Source organism: Methanoculleus sp. UBA413 (assembly GCF_002502935.1).
Lineage (GTDB): Archaea > Halobacteriota > Methanomicrobia > Methanomicrobiales > Methanoculleaceae > Methanoculleus > Methanoculleus bourgensis.
The window spans coordinates 1-21,242 of sequence record NZ_DAQR01000043.1 but is presented as its reverse complement, the minus strand read 5'-3'; the positions used below and the strand labels follow the sequence as shown (position 1 = coordinate 21,242).

Here is a 21,242-nt window from a genome sequence, read left to right as displayed (position 1 = left end):
CGTGCCCGGAGCATCAGGCTGAAGACGGCCTCCCCGGACGCTGCCCGGAGACTGGTCTGGCTGGCAGGGGAGATCGGCGTCCAGATGAGTTACGCCGAGCGGGAGGCGACGGTCCGGAGGGCCGATGCCCCCGAGAAGGCCTATATCTGCAGGATCACGGCCCAGGACCAGATCGACCGGTTCCACGCAGAGACCGGGTACAGCGCCGAGGTGCCGCTTGGGAGGCAGACCGGCGGGGCCTTCACGCACCTCCCGGAGAGCGGGCAGGCTTTTGGGTGCACCGCCCTCGCGTGCGCCGGCAGGTACAGCGCCGGCGAGCTTGAGGGGATTCAGGTATCGCTCTTCCTCCCGCCCGCCGCGAGGCAGATCACCCGGGGCGACGTCCACCCGCTCCGTATCCGCTCGATCGAGCCGGTGCCATGCGACGACGGCTACGTCTACGACCTCGTCGATGTCGCCGGCACCCATACCTTCGCAAACGCGCTCGGCATCGTGACCGGGAACTGTTGTGCCTACCAGTTCTCGTCGCTTGCAAACGAGGACGACGAGTTTGAGGACAAACTCTACTTCCGGGAGGGGAAGCACTTCTCGATGGGTTCCTGGCAGGTGATGTCCATCAACTGCCCGCGAGCGGCGTATAAGGCGGAGGGCGACCAGGAACGGCTCTTTGCCGAACTGAAGGCGCTCATGGACACCGCCGTCGAGCTCTACCGCATCAAGCGGCGCTGGATGTCGCTGATCCGGACAAACGGGCGGATGCCGTTTGCGATGCAGCGCCCGAAGGACCCGAACACCGGCGAGCGCGGTGCGGTCGCCGTGGACCTCGAGGGGCTCGTCTACACCATCGGCGTGGTCGGCGTCAACGAGATGGTCCAGCACTTCACCGGCCACCAACTCCACGAGTCGAAGGATGCGTTCCGCCTTGCCGTCCGGGCCATGACGGAACTCGAGATGTACGCCCGTGAACTCTCGGCGAAGCACAACATGACGATCGCGCTTGCCCGTACCCCGGCGGAGACGACCGGCCAGCGGTTCGCGGTCGCCGACCTCCTCGACGAGCGGTTCAGGGACCACGCGATCAAGGTCGTCAAGGGCGACGCTGATGCGGCGCTCGATATGCTCGGCACGACGCTCGACCTCCCCATATACTACACGAACGGGACCCATGTCACCCCGGCGGCCCCGGTCCCGCTCACGAAGCGGATCGAGATCGAGCACGTCTTCTTCCCGATCGTGGACGGCGGGAACATCTTCCACATCTGGCTTGGGGAGGCGCGGCCTGACCCCAGGGGGCTGATGGAGATGGCGATGAACCTCTGCCGGACAACCCAGATCGGCTACTTCGCCTTCACCCGGGATCTCACGGTCTCCCTCAAGGAGTACCGGGAGCTCAGGCCGAGGCATGAGGAGCCCGGGAAGGCGGCCGGAACGTCCCCGGCGGCAGACCGGGCGGACGCCTGACCGGTATCATACCTTTTTTGGCCCTGCGGGGAGATTCTGATAGTAACTGTCGTGAGGACGGCGGCGTGCGAGGTTACCTATGATCGATCTCAAGACTCCACTCCTGGCGATCGATGTCGGCAGGGGCACCCAGGATATCCTGGTCTACGAGCCCGGCCGGCCGATCGAGAACAGCATCAAACTGGTCCTTCCCTCCCCGACCGTGGTGGCGGCTGAGCGAATCCGGCAGGCGACCAGGGCCGGGCGCCCGGTCTTCCTGGACGGGTTCCTGATGGGCGGCGGCGCAAACACCGGCGCGATACGAAAGCACCTTGCGCAGGGTCTCCCGGTCTATGCCACGCCCGGTGCTGCCGGAACCCTTCACGACGATCTTGAGCGTGTGCGGGCGATGGGGGTCGAGATCCGGGCCACAGCTCCCGATGACGCGGTGACCGTCCATACCACCGACTACATGGAGCCTGAGATCAGGAAAGCGCTCTCCCTCTTCGGCGTCGAGTACCCGGAGAACGTCGCGGTCGCGGTCCAGGACCACGGCTACTCGCCGCACCGGAGCAACCGTATCCACCGGTTCGAACTGATGCGCGAGCAGCTGGATACCGGGGACTGGGACCTCCTCTCGCTCGTCGCGGACCCCCCGCTTGCTGATATGACCAGAATGCAGGCGGTCAGGAAACAGGCGCCGGGGGCGCTCGTCACCGATACCGGGCCGGTCGCGCTCATCGGGGCGCTCTGCGATGCGAGGGTGCGGCAGCGGGCGAAGGAGGGGATCATCCTCGTCAACGCCGGGAACGGCCACACCCTCTGTTTCGCCCTGAAGGGCCGCGAGATCTACGGGCTCTTCGAGCACCATACCGGCTCGCTCGACTCGAAACGGCTGCAGCACTATATCTGGAAGCTCGCCGACGGCACGCTGACGTCAGAAGAGGTCTTTGATGACGGCGGCCATGGGGCGGCGGTCAGGAAGCCGCTCGTCACCGATACCGTGGTCATCACGGGTCCAAACCGGCTCCGGCTGATGCCGGAGGCCTACCAGGCGGCGCCCTTCGGAGACATGATGCTCTCGGGGTGCTTCGGGCTCGCGTACCTCTGGAGGGTGTTCCGGGAGCGGTGAGGGGCCGGGGTTCCCGGTTCTCCCCCTTCACGCGCGAGATCCCCTCAATATCCCACCGGCACGGCTATGCCTCCCCGCTGAGCCACCCAAGGAGATCGCTGAAGAACTCCACGACCAGGTCGAGCGGCGATGACGCCGCGGCCGGCGCTTCCGTCCCGTCCATCTCTTCTTCGGCATAGAGGGTCGTCAGTTCGTCCCTCCCGAGGCTTTTCAGGGCATCGAGGTGCCCGGCCGCTTCGGTAACGATCTGGTCGTGACCGATATCCCGCATCCACGCACCCGGGATCGTCTCAGACGGGAGGAGCGTCGAGTTATGGATGCCCACAAGCGTGTAGAGCGCGGGGAGGGGCGACTCCCCGGCCACGTCCCCGTCCCCGGCAGGCCGGATGGCGATCACCGGGTCTGAGAGCCCCACCGACGGGTGCTCCTGGTCGCCGGCAAGAGCATAGGCCCGGAAGGAGAAGAACTCGGGGTTCGTTGTCAGGTTGGTGATCTGCCGCTCCTCGTTGAGGGTGAGGTCTTCGAGCGTCAGCCTCCCGGTGCGGGTGAGGACCGAGAACTCCCAGACGGCCCGCTCCCCGTCGCGGAGTTCCCCGGGCTCGCTGGTCCGCGTGATCTCGTAGACCCCGGTCTCGCCTGGCGGTGGCACCAGGACGACGTAGGCCGGGTCCTCTCCCGCGAGCGTCACGTTCCTGGCCTCGACCGTCACGGTGACGGTGAACGTCTCCCCCTCAAGCGCCACCCTGGGGTGCCGGCCGCCAAGGTGCATGGCGGTGTCGAGCAGCCAGTCCAGGTTTGCTATCTCTACCCCGTTCCTGGTGAGGGCGACGTCCTCCGGGGTCCGGTCGAGGAGCACCCCGACGCCGCTGACGATCAGGCCGTCACGCGGCACAACGGTTGCCGGCGCCACTGTGGTCCGGTTCTCACCGGGGGTGTAGGTCGTTTTGGGGCTGACGACCTGGTGGGTGCTCAGGACCAGCGGGCGGTGGTGGGACTTGTGCGATCTTGCCAGTGTCGCGCCCGGCCGGGGTGGAACGTCCTTCTCCATGGTCGGCGTCGCCTCTGTCCCGCCATCATCGTCGGTCCCCTCATCCTCCTCTTCCTCGGTGGCTGTGGGCGTCACTGTGGTGGACTCCCCGACAGTCGTGTTTGAGGTCAGCGCCGTCTCACCGTTATCGGTGGACGCGTTCTTCATCACGGTCTGTTCAGGAGTGGCGTTTGAGGTCGGCGTCTCTTCTGTCCCGTCATCATCGGTCCCCTCGATGGCTGTGGCCGTCTCCGTGGCAGGCTCTCCGGTCTCTGTAGCGTTTTGGTCCGGCGTTATCCCCCAGGTCACCAGGGCAGGTTTACTCTTCGTTACGTTCTTTTCTTTCGATATGGTGGGTGTGGGGGTCTCTTCGGGCTCGACTGCCTCAGTCTCATTCGGTGCGGTGGGGGTAGCCGGCACCTTCGCGGTGACCGACTTCTCTTTTCCGGCCGCATCATCAGGCGCGGCCCCGGTCTGGATGATGCGCTTGCTCCAGAGACCAGCCGCTCCTTGGTCCGGCGTCGGGGTCACCGCGGTGCTCCCGGCCGGTGCTGTGGGGAGTTCCGGCGTCTCCTGCGGGGCAGCCTCCCCTGCTGTTGGGAGAGCGAGAAGGGCGAGCGTGACGATACAGAGCACTACTATCGCGTATGCGATGATCGGGCGCCTCAAACCCCTCCCCCCCAGAATCCGTGATCGTTGCAGAGACCGGCTCCTGATTCTGCTGCAGGCGGTGCAGGCTTCTCCGTTTGCCTGGATCCACCGTTCATGGGAGTCCTATGGGAGGACTGTCGGTATAAATAAGTTATGGACGGGCGGGCGTTGTCGGGGTATGGGCCCGAGGATGCGGGTAATAACTAAAATGTCCCAGAACAAACGTTTTAGACCAGTGGCAGCACCCATCGCACGACCGTTCCTCAAGTGGGCGGGCGGAAAGACGCAACTGCTTGATGAATTCACCAGGCGGGTTCCGGAGGACCTTAGAGAGGGGAACCTCCCGGTCTTTGTCGAACCCTTCGTCGGCGGAGGGGCGGTCTATTTCCACCTCAACAGCCTCTTTGATCTCCGTGAATGCCACCTGTTCGATGTCAACGAGGAACTGGTCCTCGCCTACAACGTCGTGAAGAACGATGTCTCAGGACTCATCGACTACCTGGACGAGGTATCCGGCGAGTTCCTCGCAAAGAGCGCTTCCGTGCGGGAAGAATACTACTATGCCATGCGGGACCTCTTCAACTCACGGAGGGGGGCCATCGACTATGATCGCTACAGCAGGGACTGGATAGAACGGGCGGGCCAGCTCATCTTTCTCAACCGGACGTGTTTTAACGGTCTTTACCGGGTAAACTCCCGCGGTGAGTTTAATGTCCCGTTCGGCAGGTACAGAAACCCGCGGATCCTCTACGAAGACCTGCTCAGGGCCGATTCTGCCGTGCTCCAGAACACGACGATCCACCTGGGCGATTTTATGCTCTCCGAGCCCTGGATATCGGAGGATACCTTCGTATACTTCGACCCTCCCTACCGGCCCCTGAACCAGACGTCGTCGTTTACGCAGTATGCAAAGGGCGGGTTCACCGACGAGGACCAGAAGCGCCTGGCAGAGTTTTATACACGGTGCGACGCCGCCGGTGCAAGGCTGATGCTGAGCAACTCTGACCCCAGGAACATCGACCCTGGCGATGATTTCTTTGATACCCTCTATGCCGGCTACCAGATCGACCGGGTTCCCGCAAAGAGGACGATCAACTGTGACGGGGCGAAACGGGGCGAGATCTACGAGATCATCGTCACGAATTATTGACCGGGGTGATGCGTGCGCAAGAAGGCCCCCGGGCTTTGGTTGGATCACGTCCTCGGGCAGGCACGCTTCGCGGAATGCCTGAGAACCCATAGGGTCCACCGGGAGAGGGGCATGGGGACTCCCTGCGCGACCGGCTGTTTTCATCCGTGCAACATGAGGCTACGCGAAGGCCGTGGGGTTGTTACCCCCAGCGTCTCCCCTTCGCGGCAACGCGAGAGGCGGCGATCTGCCTCACACCCGCAAAAGAAGATGTCTCGATGCACTAATGGAGCATTCACATAAAAATCACATTAGAATCAGAAACAGGGTTCATATTGGTGCGTTCCCCAAATCGGCATACCAGCGGTGAATCGCCCTTCAGGATTTTCATTGGTTGAGCCTGTGGCCGAACGCGGCCTCATCGACGTTTTCACCTAAATTTTCCAGGAAGACCTCCCCGGGTTGGCGATCGGGAGGCTGCCCTGGTCTGTTCTATCGTGCCCTGGCTCCGGTTTGTGCGGGAAGGGGGTGATAGCCACCCCGGTCCACTGCCCGGGTGAGCTAGTGTATCATTTCATCTAATATTGTCCATGCAATACCATCTCACGCGAAGGGCGCGAAGCCGCGAAGTTCGGTTGCTGGGCGGCAGAGTCCCCTTCGCGTTCTTCGCGTCTTCGCGTGAGGTGGCGATCGCTCGCCCCGCATCAGGACCCGCACCATAAGGTGAAACGGTCCACTAGTGGATACTCCGCGTTCCTGCGTACAGCCTCTTGCTCTGCCCCATGAATTCTCTCGCGCTCTCGCGCGAAGGACGCGAAGTTTGGTTGCCGGACGGTATAGTCCCCTTCGCGCGAGAGCGCGAGAGACCGGCGATCACCCCCACGCACTCTCAAGGTAGGGTGGAATGGTGCACTAAGGCACTCTGCACCTTTCTGACTGCAACCTCTCCCTTCACCGCCCTTTCGTCGAGCCCTTCCCCCGGGTCTGCCGCCGCATATGGGTAACTATAAAAATTCCCCCTACAGATAACCAGTTAACCGGTTCTGTTCTCCTGCAGGACCGCGGTTGCTCGACGCCGACGAGGATCAAAGAGATAGGTACCTGGTATGGCAAAGAAAGTAATGATCATCGACGACAACGACAATGTCCTTCGAATCTCCGAACTGCTCATAGAATCGTTTGGCTACTCACCCATCCCGGTAAATGATCCCAGGGAGGGGCTCAGGATACTCTCAGAAGACCCGCCTTCGCTGATACTCCTCGACCTCATGATGTCGCCTATGGACGGTTCAGGGTTCCTGAATGAACGGAGAAAGATCCCCGGAGCCCTGGAGATCCCGGTGGTGATCTGCTCGGCCTGGAGACTGACCGAGGAAGAGCTCGCCCCCTACAAGGATGAGATTGTCGGGGTCGTCACCAAACCCGTCGAACCTACGCTGCTGAGAGAGACCCTCAAAAACCATCTTGGGGCGTGAAAGCGTGTCATCTACCGGAAAGGATTGTGGGCCCCTACCGGCGGGGTTCTTTGCCGGGGGTGGGCTCTGATGCCGTTTCGTCTCATCCCCGCCGATATTGGCAGGCTCGTTTCGAAGAGGGATCTCGGTGGCCTGATAGCGGCGCTCGGGAGCGAGGATAAGAATACACGATGGATGGCGGCGGGCGGCCTTGGGGAGTTGCGCGACCCGCGTGCAATCGATCCCCTCATCCGGGCGCTGGCCGACCCTGACCCGGATGTCAGGTGGAAGGCTGTGGAGGCGCTCGGTTCTATCGGCGACGCCCGGGCAACGGAAGCGCTCATCCCGTTCCTCACCGACCCCGACGATACCGTGCGGCTCCAGGTGGTCTGGGCGCTCGGGAGGATCCGGGATCAGCGTGCGACGACGCATCTCATCCCCTTCCTGGTGGATCCCGACTACGACGTGAAGATCGCGGCAATCTGGGCGCTCGGGGGCATCGGGGGCAGGCACGCTGCCAGAGTGCTGCGGGAGATGCTGCTTGACCGGCACTCGGGTGTCAGGTCGAAGGTGGCCGAGTCCCTGGAGATGTGCGGGTGGAGACCGGCCGATGACCGGGAGCGGGGCGCCCTCGCGTTTGCGCGAAGAGACTGGGGTGAGGTGTCGCGTTACAGGAGAGCGCTTGCGGATGTTCTGGTCTGGGCGCTGGATGACGGATATTTTGATGTCAGGATGCACGCTGCACGGATCCTTGGTACAACGAGGAGCCGGCACGCTGTCGGCCCCCTCCGCAAAGCCCTTGACGACCCTGAGGAGTGCGTCACCTATGAGGCGGCCGCCGCGCTTGCGGAGATCGGGAATCCGGAATCAAGACAGGCCCTAGTCCACGGGCTCGAGAGCCCGCATCTGGGCACCCGGAAGGTCGCGGCAGGGGCACTCAGGCGCCTGGGATGGGAGCCCCGGAGCCTCTACCATAAGGTCCTGTTCCTGAGCGCGAACGACGACTGGGTTGGTCTTGTGCGGCTCAAGAGGCACGGTGTTGGGCCTCTCGCCCGGGAGCTCACCGAGCGGCGGGGTGCGGAGAGGACGAGCATCGCAAAGGCGCTCAGGGCCATCGGCAGCCCGGCGACCGATGCCCTGGTCGGGCTGCTCAAAAACCCGGACCCCGATATCAGGTGGCGGGCTGCCTCGATCCTGGGCGATGGCGGGGACAGGCAGGCGGTCGGCCCGCTCGTTGCGGCGCTGGAGGATACGGATGGGCGCGTCGCGTCTTCTGCCGCGCTCGCGCTCGGCGAGCTCCGTGATGAAGAGGCGGTGGATCCTCTCATCCGGGCGTACAGAACCGGCAACCCGGACCTCAGCCGCGATTCTGTTGCCGCGCTTGGGAGGATCGGATCCAGGCGGGCCGTTGCCGCCATCATCGAAGCGTCCGGCGACGAGAGTCCGGATGTCCGTCTCAGCGCCATACGGGCCATGGGCCGGATCAGGGATGTCCGGGTGCTCCCTGCCCTGCTCCCGTTCTTCCAGGACCCGGATCCCACTGTCCGGTTTGAGGCGGTGCGGGCGGTCCGTCCGTACTCCGGCCGAAAAACCGACCCCCTCCTTATCAGGGCGCTCGGGGATCCGGATGCCGGGGTACGGCGGGAGGCGGCCCGGCAGGTCGGCAGGCGGAGGGTGGGAGCCGCGGTCCAGCCGCTCACCAGGCTCTTTGAAGATCCCGATACCGGGGTGAGGAAGGCGGCTGCACGGGCGCTTGAGAGAATCGGCTGGAGACCGGTCGACCCCGGGGAACAACTGGCCTATCTTATTGCAAAGGAGGAGTGGGAGGAGATCCAGCGTCTGGGTCTCCTGGCCGACCCTGCAAGAGAGCAGGAGAGCGATAAACCGGCACTGCTCCCCGGCGGCCTGCAGGGCAGGATACGGCCGGCTCTTCCTGAAGAGCAGACCCTGCAGGAGGACCGGGAGGCGGATACGGCGTCCGGCGGCGGGAAGGGGGGTGTTGCGGCGGTGCACGAGGACGTTCCGGGTCTGCAGCATTTTATTGGGGTGCTCAACAACCCGGATGCTGATATGCGGGTCCGGGTCAAGGCTGCGGAGGCGCTCGGGAACCTGGGGGATCTCCGCGGGGTTTGGCCGCTGATGAACGCACTACGCGATCCTGATGCAGAGATCCGCGGGCGTGCGGCGCTCTCTCTTGGAATGCTCGGTGACCACAAGGCCTTCGGATCCCTGGTTGTTGCGCTTGAGGACCCGGTATTCGAGGTGAAGCGGCGGGCTGCCGAAGCGCTTTCGGTCCTGAAACCGCGGGGTGCGGTCCTCCCGCTCACCGAGCTGGTGAAGAGCCCGGACCCGGGCAGCCGCACGCTTGCCGTCACGGTCCTCGGCAATTTTGAGGATGATGATGCGGTACGCGCCCTGCTCGTTGCTCTCAACGATGCGCATCCGGGGGTGAAGTCGGCTGCAATGGAATCGCTGCTGGAGCTGGTCGGCTACTGGGGGTCGCGTATATCCCTCTTCCTGAGAGACGCAGATCCGGCTGTCCGGGGGAACGCCATCACTGCCCTGAAGTCGCTGTTGGGGGAGGACGAGGCCGTATCAAGGCTTCTCCCGCTCCTCCGGGCCGGCAGTTTCTCTGTCCAGCGGGAGGCAGTTCTCGCACTTGGAGCGATGGGATGGCGACCGGGCCTGCCGGAGGAGTATGCGACGGTGCTGATCGCCGGCAGGAGATGGGATGAGGTTGTTGCGCTCGGGAAGCGGGCAGAGAGCACGTTGATCGATGCTCTCTTCGATACGGACCGTGAGATCCAGGACGGGGCGGTGGCGGCTCTCGAAAGACTCGGAGATGCCGGGACGGTCCGGTCGATCAGGGCGGCGATGAGGAAGGGCGGGGACCTCCAGGTCAAGGGGGTCTATGCCGCGATGAAGGCGGCAAGCCTCATCGAGGAGAAGATACTGAGGAGAGACGGCGAGGGGCCGGTCCCTCCTTCTCCGGATCGGTGAGGTTTGCGGGCACTACGATTCGGGGGCCGGCGAGGAGGATGCAAAAATCTGGACGCCTCCCCACTTTCAGCGGGGAGCGGTTACGCCAGATTGTGAACGTACAGGATGCTATCGTGGATGAAGAAGTAGATCTTTTCATCGCTATCGTAGATGACGCGCTGGTTCATATCAACAGCCGCGCTGATGATATCTTCTAGAGAACCGAGCTCAATCCTGTGCGCCCCGATACTGTGGTCGAACCTGCCCTGGCTCATCCAGTCGCGATACCGGGCATGCGCTGCTTCCTGCTCCAGCGCCTGCAGCATACCGGCGGAGGTCTCGGCGTGCCGGAACCGTGAGAGTATGACCCAGAAGAGCATACCCACCGAGACCAGCAGGAGAACTACTGCAGCATACTGCTGGGGGGCGGGGGGATAGATCTCAGTCGTCTGCATCTCGCGGGCGGTGATCACCTCGGTGGTATCAAGTTTGTCGGATATGGCATAGTGGCCCTGCCCCAGGGTGATCGGCATCAGGTACGCCCGGCTCTCATCGACCTGCTTACCGTCAACCGTTCCGCTAAACACGGTCGTGGTGACGATCTCGATGACAGGGTTCCCTCGCTGAAAGCCCAGGGCCTCCTTAATCTCATTCAGGCGCTCCTGCATATCCTCGATGTTCAGGGTAAGGGAGTTCTGAAACGCTCCCGACTGCAGCGGCCCTGCACGCTCGGCAATCACCACCTCTTTGCTCCAGTAGGTCGTCTCCGGGTCCTTCATCGAGAGAACTGCCACCGTATGCGTGACAACGTTGAGGTCAACGTCCTCCCCTTCAACAAGGAAGGTGAACGTCGTCTGCAACTCCGGGGCTGCCGCAAAGAAATAGACCGGGTTGTCTGTCAGTGTGGTGCCGACCGGCCAGAGCGGGTTTTCTTCTGAGACGACCGCCTGATACTCATACCGGCTATCGACGGTATACCAGGGGGTCTCGACGGCTACATCCCTGTACTCCGGCATATAGAAGCTCGAGTACACAAAAAATCCCGATACAATGAGACATACAATAACGATCGGCAGTATCAGCGTAAACTTCTCGGAAGTCAGCGATTGAAGTCTTTTAATTCTCAAGTACACGTTCAACAAGCCTCCTTTTACGGCGTGATTTCACAAATTTTCTCTTTGTCCAGAGCGGGTGCAGGACGAGCGTCAGAAGGGCTCCCGGCAGGATTGCAAGAGAGAGGACCGGCAGATAGGGGTTCAGTCCGGCGAGTCCCACAAACCAGAATGCCGGAAGGAGGTATGGGGCTCTGGCTACGGTGCGGTCCGGCCCCGTCCCGGCGTTCGGGACTGAGACTGTTTCACCGGGCTGCACAACCCCGTAGGCAGGGATTCCCCCCGCTTCATCCGTGCAGACCATGTAGAGTTCCGGAACCAGACCCCTGCCCTCTATCGTCAGGTGCTGGCCCTGGATGCCGGGGCTGCAGGTCTGTATGCCGGTGATGGAGGGCAGGGCGAGCAGGAGGAAGACCGCCAGGGTGGCTGCGAAGAGGAGGATCAGGCGGGCGTGGTGAATTGCAAAGACCTGTCCCTTCGGCACCGGACTCTCCCGGGACGACCGGCGGGGGGTCTGGGTCTCACGCATGATCGTTCTCGTTTCGAGGATGGCCAGTGCCAGGGAAGGGAGGATTACCATCAGAAGGATGACCTGTCTCTTCATCTCTGATGCAAACCCGATGAACGGGATGAGGAATGCCGGTTTGCCGATGATGTCCTCTCCTGAGACAGAGAAGGGGTCGGGAGCGTCGTTTGCATCTCCCCTGGTTGAATACTGGCCGGTGTCTGTATCGATACCGGTTACCCGGTGGGTGATGACCGTGCGGTCGTCCTGTCCGGGATGCTGGAAGACGATGACGTCCCCGACCCTGACGTTATCCGGCTCTGTGGGGCGAACGATGATGACGTCGCCTGGGAGCATGAGCGGTGTCATGCTCCCGCTCAGGACGACCATGATCATCGCATCATGCCAGGCGAAGAGGAGGGTCCCCGCCAGGATCACAAGACCAAGGATGACTATGATCTTTCCCCGGATTCGACCGACCCGGATCATACCTCCAGCCTGACCTCCTTCTCGCCCCCGTCGTCCAGGACGACGGTGCATACAACGCTCTTCCCTTCCATGTTCGAGTCAAATGAGAGCAGGATCCCCCGTGCGGGATCGTTCCGGGTTGCCGGTGTGAGCAGAGCCTGCCCCTCGAGTAGCTGGTCGGACGCCGCTTCTCCCGACCAGAAGACTGTGAACCCTTCACCACCGGCAAGTTCTGGTTCGGACCCGTGCGGCCCCGCACGAGGGGCTTTCCCTCCCTTTCCGCGGGTAAACGCCGCCTCACCGATCATCTCGCCGTCGTCGGGGCTCCAGGAGACCCTGATGCCCGTGATCGCGAGCGCAGCCGGGCCGGTGTTGCTGATGGTGATGCCGGAGAGGACGGTCTTTGCATGGTTGCCTGCCGGTGGCTTGAGGAGAGGCTGTTCCGCGGTTATCACCAGGTCGTCGGCGTTGCTCCACGAGCCGGTGGTGATGGTGATCCCTTCGATCACCTCGGTATCGGTGAACCACGCTCCGGCCGGGGCGACGTCTGCGAGCAGGAGGAGCACACCGGCGCAACAGATAATTACCAGAGATACGTATACCTTGTTCATCGCTCACAGCTCCTGGGGTGTTCGTGGGCGAAGAGCAGCAGGTCACGGAATAGATCACGTTGCTGCAGCTCGAATGAACGACACGCACCGCTGCTCCCGCATGGAACGAGGTCAGATGGATTTCTGCCTGGGTTCCGGACCACTTCATCATCTCTGAAGAGCACTATCCGGAATTTTCCAGGCAGGTTCTCATTCCACTGCGGTCTGAGCGCGACGGTGCCACCGGCATTCGCCGGAGGGGGCACCAGAGGTTCGTCACTGGTGATGCCCTCCATGCCGACGACTGCGGTCGGTTTCCAGCAAGAGGCGAAGGAGGAGGGGAGACGCGTAGCGATGGCTGTAGAGGCTCCGCAGTCATCCCTTCTCACTCGCTTGTTGTTCATGGTTGGTGGTGTAGTATAGAGTTTTCAGATGTTCACTGGGTTGGGGAGGTCTCCGACCAACCGGGGTTGTCGGTCTGCGTGGCGTCGAAGACTACGTTGAATTTTGCCGTCTTCCCTGCGTAGCAATTCCCTGCGTTCTCATCCAGCTTTACTTGGACCTTGAAAATCCGCAGCTCACGACATCCTAGCGTACCCCCGAGATTGCCCGAGTTCAGAACAGTGTTGTCGGCGCTGGAAATCGTGGTCCATTTGTAGTCAATCTCGCTGGTGGCTTCCTCGAGCATATTCTCGGATTCAGAGATCTTTAAATCGTCGGGAATTTCCCATTCGGTCTGGTAATTCTTCCCCAAAAGCCTCGTAAACCGGAACTGGAGTTTTTCGTCCATCACAAGGTCTCCCCCGGTTTTGACAAAGTGTCCCTGCCACTTCAGGGGAACAGTCCCCTTGTTATAGAGGAAAATCAAACCCGCATCAGTCCAGGTGTCCTTACTGGGAACGAGGTTAGTGACAATCATCGGTTTTTTCTGACCAAATATATTGGTCGATACCACCAAGTCGACCTCGCCAGTCGTGATTTCGTTCGCTTCCACAGTCTCCGTGTCAGTAAACCAGGCAAACGTTCCAAGTCCCATCCCGCCGAGGGCAAGCCCTACGATCAGGATGCTGACGATATATCCTTTCATTTTCATCTACCTCAACTACTCTCTGCGAGGCCACCTTTGGGCTTATCCTGCTACAGGGTGAGCCCGTTTCCGACCCCGCATCCACCACTGACATAATCAACTATTTAAATATATCTTTCGAAGGATTTTTCGCTTTCAGCGATTGCTAAGAGCGTTTCGTAGAACGATCTATAGATATATCAAGAACAGTAACTAACTGGATACGCCTGTGTCTATATATCGTTTACCAGAATCCATTCATAGATTCTGGAACGCTTCAGGGATTATGCCGCCAATTCTGCTTAGTTACCGGAAGGCCAGTCGATGCTGGAAGGCGGTTTTGTGCGATTTTTAGGGCTTAGAGAATCATTTGGAAATCCTTTTATCTGATGAAGCGGTGAGGGTGCGGCACCTCTTTTTCCAAAGAGGGGATCTGCTGGGTATCCGGAGGGAGGAATTCTTTTTATAATAATTGCTGAATATCCGGGAGTGCTGTGAGATTAACCTCTCCCTCTCGTTCCGGTGCCCGTATCCTTCCCGAAATCCGGGACACCCGGGCCCTTCTGGTCCCCTCGAATCGACCACCCGGGGGGTCGTCCCGGTCTACGTCAACTGCCGGCAGGACTATACCCTGCTCGTGGTCTACGGGTGCATCTCCAGGCATCTCTTCGGCTATGCATCGCCGTCAAGGCTCCTTGACGATATCAGGACGGGGTTCGCTCTTCTCCGTGCCGAGGGGGACGGCCGCTGCCGGGAGCGGTTCTTCATGTTTGACCACGAGATCTGCCGGGCCTGGAGCAACGGTGCCTCTGGCTGGCTGGATGACGACCGGACGAGTGATCGCACCTGCTGCAGACATCAACCTCCGCGATTACTCGCTCTCCCGGAGGCAAAGGACGAGTCCTGTTATGTCTGCGGCCGGCGAGGGTGCAGGCGGGGATCTGTGAGGGATGCTATGCCCGGTTGGTGCGGGAGTGGTACAGAGGAGAGGGGGTGCGGTGAGCCGTCTCTGCGGGGTGTGGGGGGGTCGCCGGTCGCACGGGACGTTGCGTGAATCAACGGTTGTCGGGATGGTGATGCGTCAGCCCCGGGGTGCGTGGGGATGTTAGCTGCCTTGGTCCGCTACCTCGTCATCTCCTGGCACAGGGATCACTCTCCTCCGGACTCCGGACGGCTGGCTGCGCATCCATATTCTAAGCGAGGCCGCAGGGGAGTCGTGCAATCCGGCAAAGCCATCACAAGGTTATTATGTCCGTATCGAGACGATTTACATCGGTGATTGCATGGAAGTGAGTTCGAGAAACCAGCTGAAAGGAACCATCAAACTGATCAAGAAAGGCCCCGTGAACAGCGAGGTGACGGTCGCCCTCCCCGGAGGAATCGAGATCGTCTCGGTCATCACGACCTACTCGGCCGAGAAGATGAACCTGAGAGAAGGATCCGAGGTCTATGCCCTGATAAAGGCCTCCGAGGTCACGATTGGTAAGGACTGAGCGGTTCGTACCCCCAATAGGGCAACATTCTCTCTTTTACCCTGCGGGGTCTCAGGGGAATCGCGTGGCGAGGAGGGCGTCGACGTACGTTGCTGCGACGGCACTTTTCCCGGGAGCGAACCAGACCTCTATCGTCCGTTCACCGATAAGGCAGTTGATCTCGACGATGCCGAATTTATGGATGATCTGAACCTCTCCTGCATCGGTCTCCCTGCGGTAGAGGTCCTGGTTCCGGACAAAAGCAGCGACGTCTTCTTCAGTCACCGGACGCGGGAGGTGATAGATCATCCGCTGCCAGTGCGGATACGGGGATACCGGGTCAGCATATGGGGTGGACATACGTAGATTCTCCTGTGCAGTTTCGAAGGCGGAACAGACCGGGTCTTCTGTGATCGGTATGGTCGCCCGGAGGATAACAAGGTATCGCAGTTTGCGGTCTGCGTTGCAGGGGGGGTTCGCAGCCGGGAGCCAATCCACGATTCGTGAGCATGGCAGTCCGATGGAGAACCGGAATACCCATTCAGTCGGGGAGAGGAGGTCTCTCGCGGTTGCCTCCGGGGTCATGTTATGCTGTATTTCGCGGGCTGGTAACGAGATGCGGTATCCCCGGCCCTCAAGCTCTTCCGGGGCGGGCGCTTGCTCGCACCTCATCCCGGAGGCAGGAGAGCACGTTTTTCCTGGTCACGGTCATCTCCTCTGCGCTGGGGGTCTGTCCATCCTCAAGGGGGGAAGAGGCTCTCATTCATCCGGGCCGGAGAGCGCCGTTGGCTGGTCTTTCCTCTGCGAGCGGGTGAAGAGGTGGGAGGCGGGAGATCCCGCTCTTCCGGCAGGTTCATTGGCGATGGCGTCCAGACCTCTGAATCACCAAACCGGAGTTATCGAAGATGAAGAACGTCGATATGCAACTGGACGGGGATACCCTTGTCATCAGGGTCGACCTCACGAAGGATTTTGGGGAGTCGAAGTCAGGGAAGTCGATCACGATCGCCTCCACCGAGGGGAATGTCGTGGTGCCGGGGCATGAGGCGATCAAGATCGGGTTGAATGTCTATCGGAAGAAGTGAGGGGCGGGGGTGGAACCAGAGGGGAGTGCGGTGAGGGGTTCCCTCTGACTCTATACCAACCTCGTGCCAGTCTCCAAGACACCACTCCTCTCTTCCGGGTGGGAGCTGCAGTACGGATGGATGGTCGTCGACGATCATCCGGGAACTGCTGAGGGGGCCCTGAAGGAGAGATACCAAAAGGCACACGGCAGGCGACTGCCGGCGCTGGTGAGCCGGTGAGCGGGGATTTGCCAACACAAACACCCCATCCTCTGGACAGAAATAGCCCCCTGTCAGTCGGGTTCACGAGTGGCAACCTATTTAACTCCCAATGACTAGGAGGGCACTCTGGAGTGCAGATATGACAGAGTGCCCGCGGTGTCACGGAGCAAATATGATGAAAACGATCTTCGGCTCCTTCAAGTGCCCACAGTGCCTCCATAATGGAGCCAAGTTGAAGCGAAAGGGAAAGCGGAACGTGTTTGGGGTGCAGAAAACACGTAGATCGGGCGTAACGGCCTCTAAAAAGCCCAGGAAGAGATCAAGTACGAGGCGTGAGCAGAAGGCCGACCCTATCCACCAGTATCCCCGGAAAGATATTTGGGAACTCATCGTGATCGCCTCTCTAAAAAACAGGCGGAGATCAGAACGACTCAGCGCCATCCAGGCCCTCGGGAAGAGAGGCGATCCGCAAGTCATTGGACTGCTAATGTCCTCTCTCGATCATCAGGACATGGACTTCCGGAGATATGCCCGAAGAGCGATCGAATCGATCAACTCGCAACAGATGAAGCAAAACGCCATGCAATCACGGCCGTCATCCGACAGGGTAGAATAACAACTCATATTGTGCCCTATCCTCAAATGTCGACTGCAGAGGACTACCCGCTGGCGAAACTTTATGCTCAAAGCGGTTCATCAGAACACCCTGTATATTCCCCCGCCGGCCGTAACGGGAGTCCGGCATCCCTCTGATCTACAGCAGGCACGAACTGCGAGCATAGCCCATGAAACGACTCCGTCAGGATGAGATTGAATTTCTGGCGCACCCCGAGAGGTTTACCTTCGACTACTTCAAGGCAAACACCCTCGATCCCTTACCGCAGGCTGCAGCACTCGGCATCGCGGACGAAGAACTGCTGAACTACTACGACAACCGGTATCACAAAGACAGCAGGTTCGTCCTCCGGCTCGACCCGAACGACGGACACTACACGGACCTCGAAGAGTGGGTCGCCGGCGCCGCATACCGGGTTGTCGGGGAGCGGATGAGGGACGTTGAGGCGTTTCGAAAGGTAGCAGAAGAGTTCACTGCGTTCCGGGTCAGGTCGGTCAACGCCCTCCACCCATACCCCGAGAGCCAGAAGATCCAGATCCTGAAAAAGATCGCCCTGGAACTGCAGATGCAGCCCGCCATGATCGACGAGATCGCCTACCTCTTCTCGGTCGGAAGTTCGGTCTTCGCAATGGAGCTCTTCACCCGGTTGGCGGAATCGGGGCGGCTGAAGGAGTTCACGGGTCACCTGTCCCGTTCGGATACGAAACTCTCCAGACTCGCTACACAACCGATGCTCCTCTATACGCTCTGGGACCACCAGAAGATAGCGTTAGAGGCCTGGCTGAAGAGCGGTGGAAAAGGGATTCTTGAGATGGCCACTGCGACAGGAAAGACGATGGTCGGCCTCGCCGCTGCACAGAAACTCTTCACACTGTATGGCTCCCTGCGGGTGCTCGTTCTCGCCCACTCAAGGGCGCTGCTCGACCAGTGGCGGCGGGAAGCCATCGAGAAACTGGGGTTCGTGGGCGACCCGAACGGGGACTACAAGATCCCGCTCAGTTACGGCAATACGTTCGTCATCGAGTTCAACACGCTCCAGACGGTCTACAAGAATCCCGGGGCATACGCAACGGACCTCCTCATCGTCGACGAAGTCCACCACGGAGCAGGCCTGCAGTTCCGAAAAGCGCTCGATCTCCCGTGCAGGTGGAAGATGGGGCTTTCGGCAACGGTTGAAGGCGCCGAACGGGGGCAGGTTCTCGACCGGCACCTCGGAAAAACCGTCTACACGTTCACGCTCAAAGAAGCCCGCGAGCAGGGGATCGTGCCGGATTTCAAACTCTACGTTCACAAGACCTTCCTCGACATCGCAGAAGACGAAGAGTTCAGGGAAATCTCTGAGCGTATCAATAGACTGCTCAACCAAATCAATGCAAACGACCCGAGACTCATCGGGGTCCTGTCCGGGCACAAATTCAACCGGTTCGAAAGCCTGGCGGATTTCGTGAAACTCATGCGCGGATCCCGGTATTCGGAGAACGAGGTTCCGGAAGAGTGGCAGAAGTTGATCGGCCTGATCTACAGGCGGCGGTTGATCATCCACCGCTCGGCTCCCAAGATGGAGCAGGCGATCGATCTCGTCAAGCAGCTCGGGAACCAGAAGAAGTGTGTCGTCTTCTCGATGGATATCGATACCTGTGAGCGGATCTACGGGTCAGTGAAGGGTTCCGTGAATGCGTACCGCGTCCACTCAGGCCTGCGTCAGGATGACGTCAAGCGAACCCTCACCGCGTTCCGGAACTGCACGACCGGGGTGCTCATCGCGCCGAAGATGCTTGATGAAGGTATCGACGTCCCCGACGCCGAGATCGGGATCAACGTCGCGTCAGCAAAGACCAAACTGCAGTTCGTCCAGAGAATGGGGCGGATACTGCGAAACAGACCTGATAAGAAACCCATGTTCCACCACTTTGTCGCCCTCCCGCGAAACTTCGTTGCGGCCGAGGACTCGTTCTCCTATCAAAACGACCTCGCCTGGATCCAGGACATTGCCCTGAAACTCGGCATTGCGCTGGAACTCTATGATCCGGAGAACAGCGAGATCCTCGGACTCGAGAAGCAGTCGGAGGAGGTCGTGCGGTCCTACTACAAGACCCGGGATTGCATTCTCACCGACGACTTTGGGACGATTAATATCAGGAACATCGTCGATTCGATCAGAGGCGAAGCGCGGAAGCGGTTGATCAAACTTCTTGAACCTCGATCGGGTGCCATCACGGATGAGCAATGGCTCTCCCTGCTCCGGCGGGCTTACGGCGACGACCCGATGAACAATGTATCGAGCCTCCGCTGGCCTCTTATCATATCCGGGAGGGATCCGAAAACGTTGCGATCCCTGCTCCTTGTGGGGAAATGGGATGTACAAACTTCATCTCTGCCGGTAAGACCGCTGGAGATTCCAACGATAGACATCCCGGAATACACAGCAGATGCGACAGATCGAAGGGTTGCAGAACTCATCGCGGCGCTCAAGTTTGGGAAGGACCGAGGGGAGCAGGACAGAACCGCTCAGAAATTGATGGATATCGGCTCCCCTGCGGTCGAACCGCTTATTTCGGAACTGACGAGCACGGATAAGAGAACGAAGGTGCGTATCATCCGAATGTTAGGAGTCATCAAAGACCAGAGATCGGTCTATCCCCTCGCGGGATGCCTGCGGGATCCGGACCGCGAGATACGGAAGAGCGCTGCTGATGCACTGGGTACGATCGGCGACCCGCGAGCGCGGTTGGCTCTTATGAAAGCGCAGAGAGATCGGGATCCGGCTGTGAAGGCAGCGGTTAAACGGGCTCTTGGAAAATTGCGAGAAGGACACTGATCTGGAGGGGACATCTCTTCGACCGGTATCACTCAGTGATATTTCGAGATGGGATCACCCCGCCGCCCATTTCACCTTCTCCAGCACCCGCTCGACCGGTTCCGCATTCACGCCACATCGGAGCGATGAAGATACCTCCATAGTCCAGACAACCGGATCCTTCTTCACCTCCCGCCCCATCACCGTACCTGCAATGCCGGGCGACTCTGAGATCATCAGGATAGCCCTCGAGCGAGCACGGGAACTCGGGGCCAACGTGGCGGGCGCTGTCCCTGCCGCAAGGCTCACGGACTGCCCTTCAGCAGTCGCGGACGGGTACCAGGGATCAACGACTGACCGGGGGACCTACATCGTCCTCGGCCTCTACCATGACCCGGAGCATCCCGAACTCGACCTCTGGGAAGAGGGGCGGGGAACACCCGGGGACCGGATCCTCGCGGGGATCGGGAGAGACCTCGCCCACTGGCTGCAGGAGAACTACGGCATCAGGACCCGGGTCATCCCCTACCAGCTCGAGGACGGCGGCATCTACCTCAAGGATGCGGCATGCATGGCAGGCATCGGGAGCATGGGGAGGAACAACCTCGTCCTCGTCCCGGGCTACGGACCGAGGGTCCGGTTCCGGGCGGTGTGGGTGGACCTGACCTTCCCCGGCAAGATTCCTTCTCGGCAGGACTCCCCCTGTGCCGGCTGTGCGGGGTACTGCATCAGGGCCTGCCCGATGGACGCCTTTGCCGCCGGCAGGTACAGCCGGGGGCGGTGCATGGCGCGGATGGACGCCGATAAAGCCTCAGGCAGGGCGCGGATCGACCACTGCCGGGCCTGCGAACTTGCCTGCCCCGAAGAATGACCCGCGCCTCAGGCGGCACCACCCGCTCTGAGTTCTTCGAGCCTCGCCATCACCACGGCCACATGTTCTTTCACCTTCACCTTCCGCCACACGGCGGCAACCCTTCCCTCGGGGTCGATGATGAAGGTGCTCCGCTCGACGCCCATGTACTCCCTGCCGTACATCTTCTTCGGGACCCAGGCGCCATACGCCTCGATAACTGCGTGATCAGGGTCCGAGAGGAGACGGACGGTGAGGCCATGCTTCTCGGTGAATCGCTTGTGGCTCCTGACCGAATCCGGGCTGATGCCAAAGACCCGGGTGTTTTGACGGGAAAACGCCTCCATCTCATCGGAGAAGGACCGGGCCTGGAGGGTGCACCCCGATGAGTTATCCTTCGGATAGAAGTAGACGACCACATAGGCACCCCGCAGTTCTGCGAGGCAGACCGTCCGTTCGTCTGCGTCGGGGAGGCAGAAGTCGGGTGCCGGCATGCCTTCCTGGAGTTCGCTCATAATCACTGACTCTCATCAGTGAGGATAAAAGAATGCCGGAACGATCATGGATATCTATTCCTGCAGGTGAGTCGGAGAGAGCGCTTCCGGATACGCCGGCAGCCAAACAGGCCGTCTGCCGGGTGAAGAAGCCTCCGCGGGCAGGGGGGCGGT

The 21,242-nt window shown here is 60.7% G+C and carries 19 protein-coding genes; 11 read left to right on the top strand and 8 right to left on the bottom strand.

All coding sequences use genetic code 11. From position 1 onward, the window contains the following. Both nrdD and BP858_RS03140 read left to right on the top strand, forming a co-directional pair. Positions 1 to 1,461 (top strand): anaerobic ribonucleoside-triphosphate reductase (nrdD, locus tag BP858_RS03145; protein ID WP_286878821.1); only part of this gene is annotated, 1,461 nt, incomplete at its 5' end. 79 nt (positions 1,462 to 1,540) lie between these two features. Further along, positions 1,541 to 2,572 (top strand): DUF1786 domain-containing protein, encoded by a 1,032-nt coding sequence (locus tag BP858_RS03140; protein ID WP_214166053.1) that lies wholly within the window; start codon positions 1,541 to 1,543, stop codon positions 2,570 to 2,572. 64 nt (positions 2,573 to 2,636) lie between these two features. On the opposite strand, the gene BP858_RS03135 is transcribed toward BP858_RS03140, so the two are convergent. Next, positions 2,637 to 4,268, bottom strand: coding sequence for a hypothetical protein (locus tag BP858_RS03135; protein ID WP_074174819.1), 1,632 nt, complete (start codon positions 4,266 to 4,268; stop codon positions 2,637 to 2,639). A 217-nt stretch (positions 4,269 to 4,485) separates the two neighbouring features. On the opposite strand from BP858_RS03135, the gene BP858_RS03130 reads away from it, so the two are divergent. The 3 genes from BP858_RS03130 to BP858_RS03120 all read left to right on the top strand — a co-directional run bounded on the left by BP858_RS03130 (position 4,486) and on the right by BP858_RS03120 (position 9,833). After that, on the top strand, positions 4,486 to 5,400 hold the full coding sequence (locus BP858_RS03130; protein WP_394339373.1) for a DNA adenine methylase: 915 nt from the start codon (positions 4,486 to 4,488) through the stop codon (positions 5,398 to 5,400). A 1,085-nt stretch (positions 5,401 to 6,485) separates the two neighbouring features. After that, complete coding sequence (locus BP858_RS03125) at positions 6,486 to 6,854, top strand: response regulator (protein ID WP_062261531.1); 369 nt, start codon at positions 6,486 to 6,488, stop codon at positions 6,852 to 6,854. Positions 6,855 to 6,923: 69 nt separating this feature from the next. Further along, on the top strand, positions 6,924 to 9,833 hold the full coding sequence (locus BP858_RS03120) for a HEAT repeat domain-containing protein (protein ID WP_286878820.1): 2,910 nt from the start codon (positions 6,924 to 6,926) through the stop codon (positions 9,831 to 9,833). Between the two features lie 80 nt (positions 9,834 to 9,913). Here the strand turns inward: BP858_RS03120 and BP858_RS03115 are convergent, their stop codons facing one another. The 4 genes from BP858_RS03115 to BP858_RS03100 form a co-directional block, all read right to left on the bottom strand. Then, positions 9,914 to 10,846: a DUF5305 domain-containing protein gene (locus tag BP858_RS03115; protein WP_286878819.1), complete on the bottom strand. Its 933-nt coding sequence runs from the start codon at positions 10,844 to 10,846 to the stop codon at positions 9,914 to 9,916. An 82-nt stretch (positions 10,847 to 10,928) separates the two neighbouring features. Beyond that, entirely contained in the window at positions 10,929 to 11,918 is a 990-nt protein-coding gene (locus BP858_RS03110; protein ID WP_286878818.1) for a signal peptidase I, read from the bottom strand. Then, complete coding sequence (locus tag BP858_RS03105) at positions 11,915 to 12,508, bottom strand: hypothetical protein (protein WP_074174825.1); 594 nt, start codon at positions 12,506 to 12,508, stop codon at positions 11,915 to 11,917. The genes BP858_RS03110 and BP858_RS03105 overlap by 4 nt, the downstream gene beginning before the upstream one ends. 415 nt (positions 12,509 to 12,923) lie before the next feature. Continuing rightward, a complete protein-coding gene (locus tag BP858_RS03100) occupies positions 12,924 to 13,574 on the bottom strand; it encodes a TasA family protein (RefSeq protein ID WP_214166057.1) in 651 nt (216 codons plus the stop codon). 451 nt (positions 13,575 to 14,025) lie between these two features. Here BP858_RS03100 and BP858_RS03095 point away from each other — a divergent pair, with 451 nt between their 5' ends. Together BP858_RS03095 and BP858_RS03090 are read left to right on the top strand one after the other, a co-directional pair. Beyond that, the gene (locus BP858_RS03095; protein ID WP_074175884.1) at positions 14,026 to 14,607 is read left to right on the top strand and encodes a hypothetical protein; all 582 of its coding nucleotides are present in this window, start codon (positions 14,026 to 14,028) and stop codon (positions 14,605 to 14,607) included. 229 nt (positions 14,608 to 14,836) lie between these two features. Next, positions 14,837 to 15,046, top strand: coding sequence for a TOBE domain-containing protein (locus BP858_RS03090; protein WP_074175883.1), 210 nt, complete (start codon positions 14,837 to 14,839; stop codon positions 15,044 to 15,046). Between the two features lie 51 nt (positions 15,047 to 15,097). On the opposite strand, the gene BP858_RS03085 is transcribed toward BP858_RS03090, so the two are convergent. Next, on the bottom strand, positions 15,098 to 15,385 hold the full coding sequence (locus BP858_RS03085) for a hypothetical protein (RefSeq protein WP_074175882.1): 288 nt from the start codon (positions 15,383 to 15,385) through the stop codon (positions 15,098 to 15,100). 545 nt (positions 15,386 to 15,930) lie between these two features. On the opposite strand from BP858_RS03085, the gene BP858_RS03080 reads away from it, so the two are divergent. The 3 genes from BP858_RS03080 to BP858_RS03070 all read left to right on the top strand — a co-directional run bounded on the left by BP858_RS03080 (position 15,931) and on the right by BP858_RS03070 (position 19,745). After that, positions 15,931 to 16,110 (top strand): hypothetical protein, encoded by a 180-nt coding sequence (locus tag BP858_RS03080; protein ID WP_214166058.1) that lies wholly within the window; start codon positions 15,931 to 15,933, stop codon positions 16,108 to 16,110. Positions 16,111 to 16,483: 373 nt separating this feature from the next. Then, positions 16,484 to 16,927, top strand: a complete 444-nt coding sequence (locus BP858_RS03075) for a HEAT repeat domain-containing protein (RefSeq protein ID WP_286878816.1) — start codon at positions 16,484 to 16,486, stop codon at positions 16,925 to 16,927. 169 nt (positions 16,928 to 17,096) lie between these two features. After that, entirely contained in the window at positions 17,097 to 19,745 is a 2,649-nt protein-coding gene (locus BP858_RS03070) for a DEAD/DEAH box helicase family protein (protein WP_286878815.1), read from the top strand. A gap of 54 nt (positions 19,746 to 19,799) precedes the next feature. On the opposite strand, the gene BP858_RS03065 is transcribed toward BP858_RS03070, so the two are convergent. Then, positions 19,800 to 19,925, bottom strand: a complete 126-nt coding sequence (locus BP858_RS03065; protein ID WP_286878814.1) for a hypothetical protein — start codon at positions 19,923 to 19,925, stop codon at positions 19,800 to 19,802. 13 nt (positions 19,926 to 19,938) lie between these two features. On the opposite strand from BP858_RS03065, the gene BP858_RS03060 reads away from it, so the two are divergent. Then, a complete protein-coding gene (locus BP858_RS03060) occupies positions 19,939 to 20,595 on the top strand; it encodes a hypothetical protein (protein WP_286878813.1) in 657 nt (218 codons plus the stop codon). An 8-nt stretch (positions 20,596 to 20,603) separates the two neighbouring features. Here the strand turns inward: BP858_RS03060 and bcp are convergent, their stop codons facing one another. Next, the gene (bcp, locus tag BP858_RS03055; RefSeq protein WP_048104991.1) at positions 20,604 to 21,089 is read right to left on the bottom strand and encodes a thioredoxin-dependent thiol peroxidase; all 486 of its coding nucleotides are present in this window, start codon (positions 21,087 to 21,089) and stop codon (positions 20,604 to 20,606) included. Between the last annotated feature and the right edge of the window lie 153 nt (positions 21,090 to 21,242).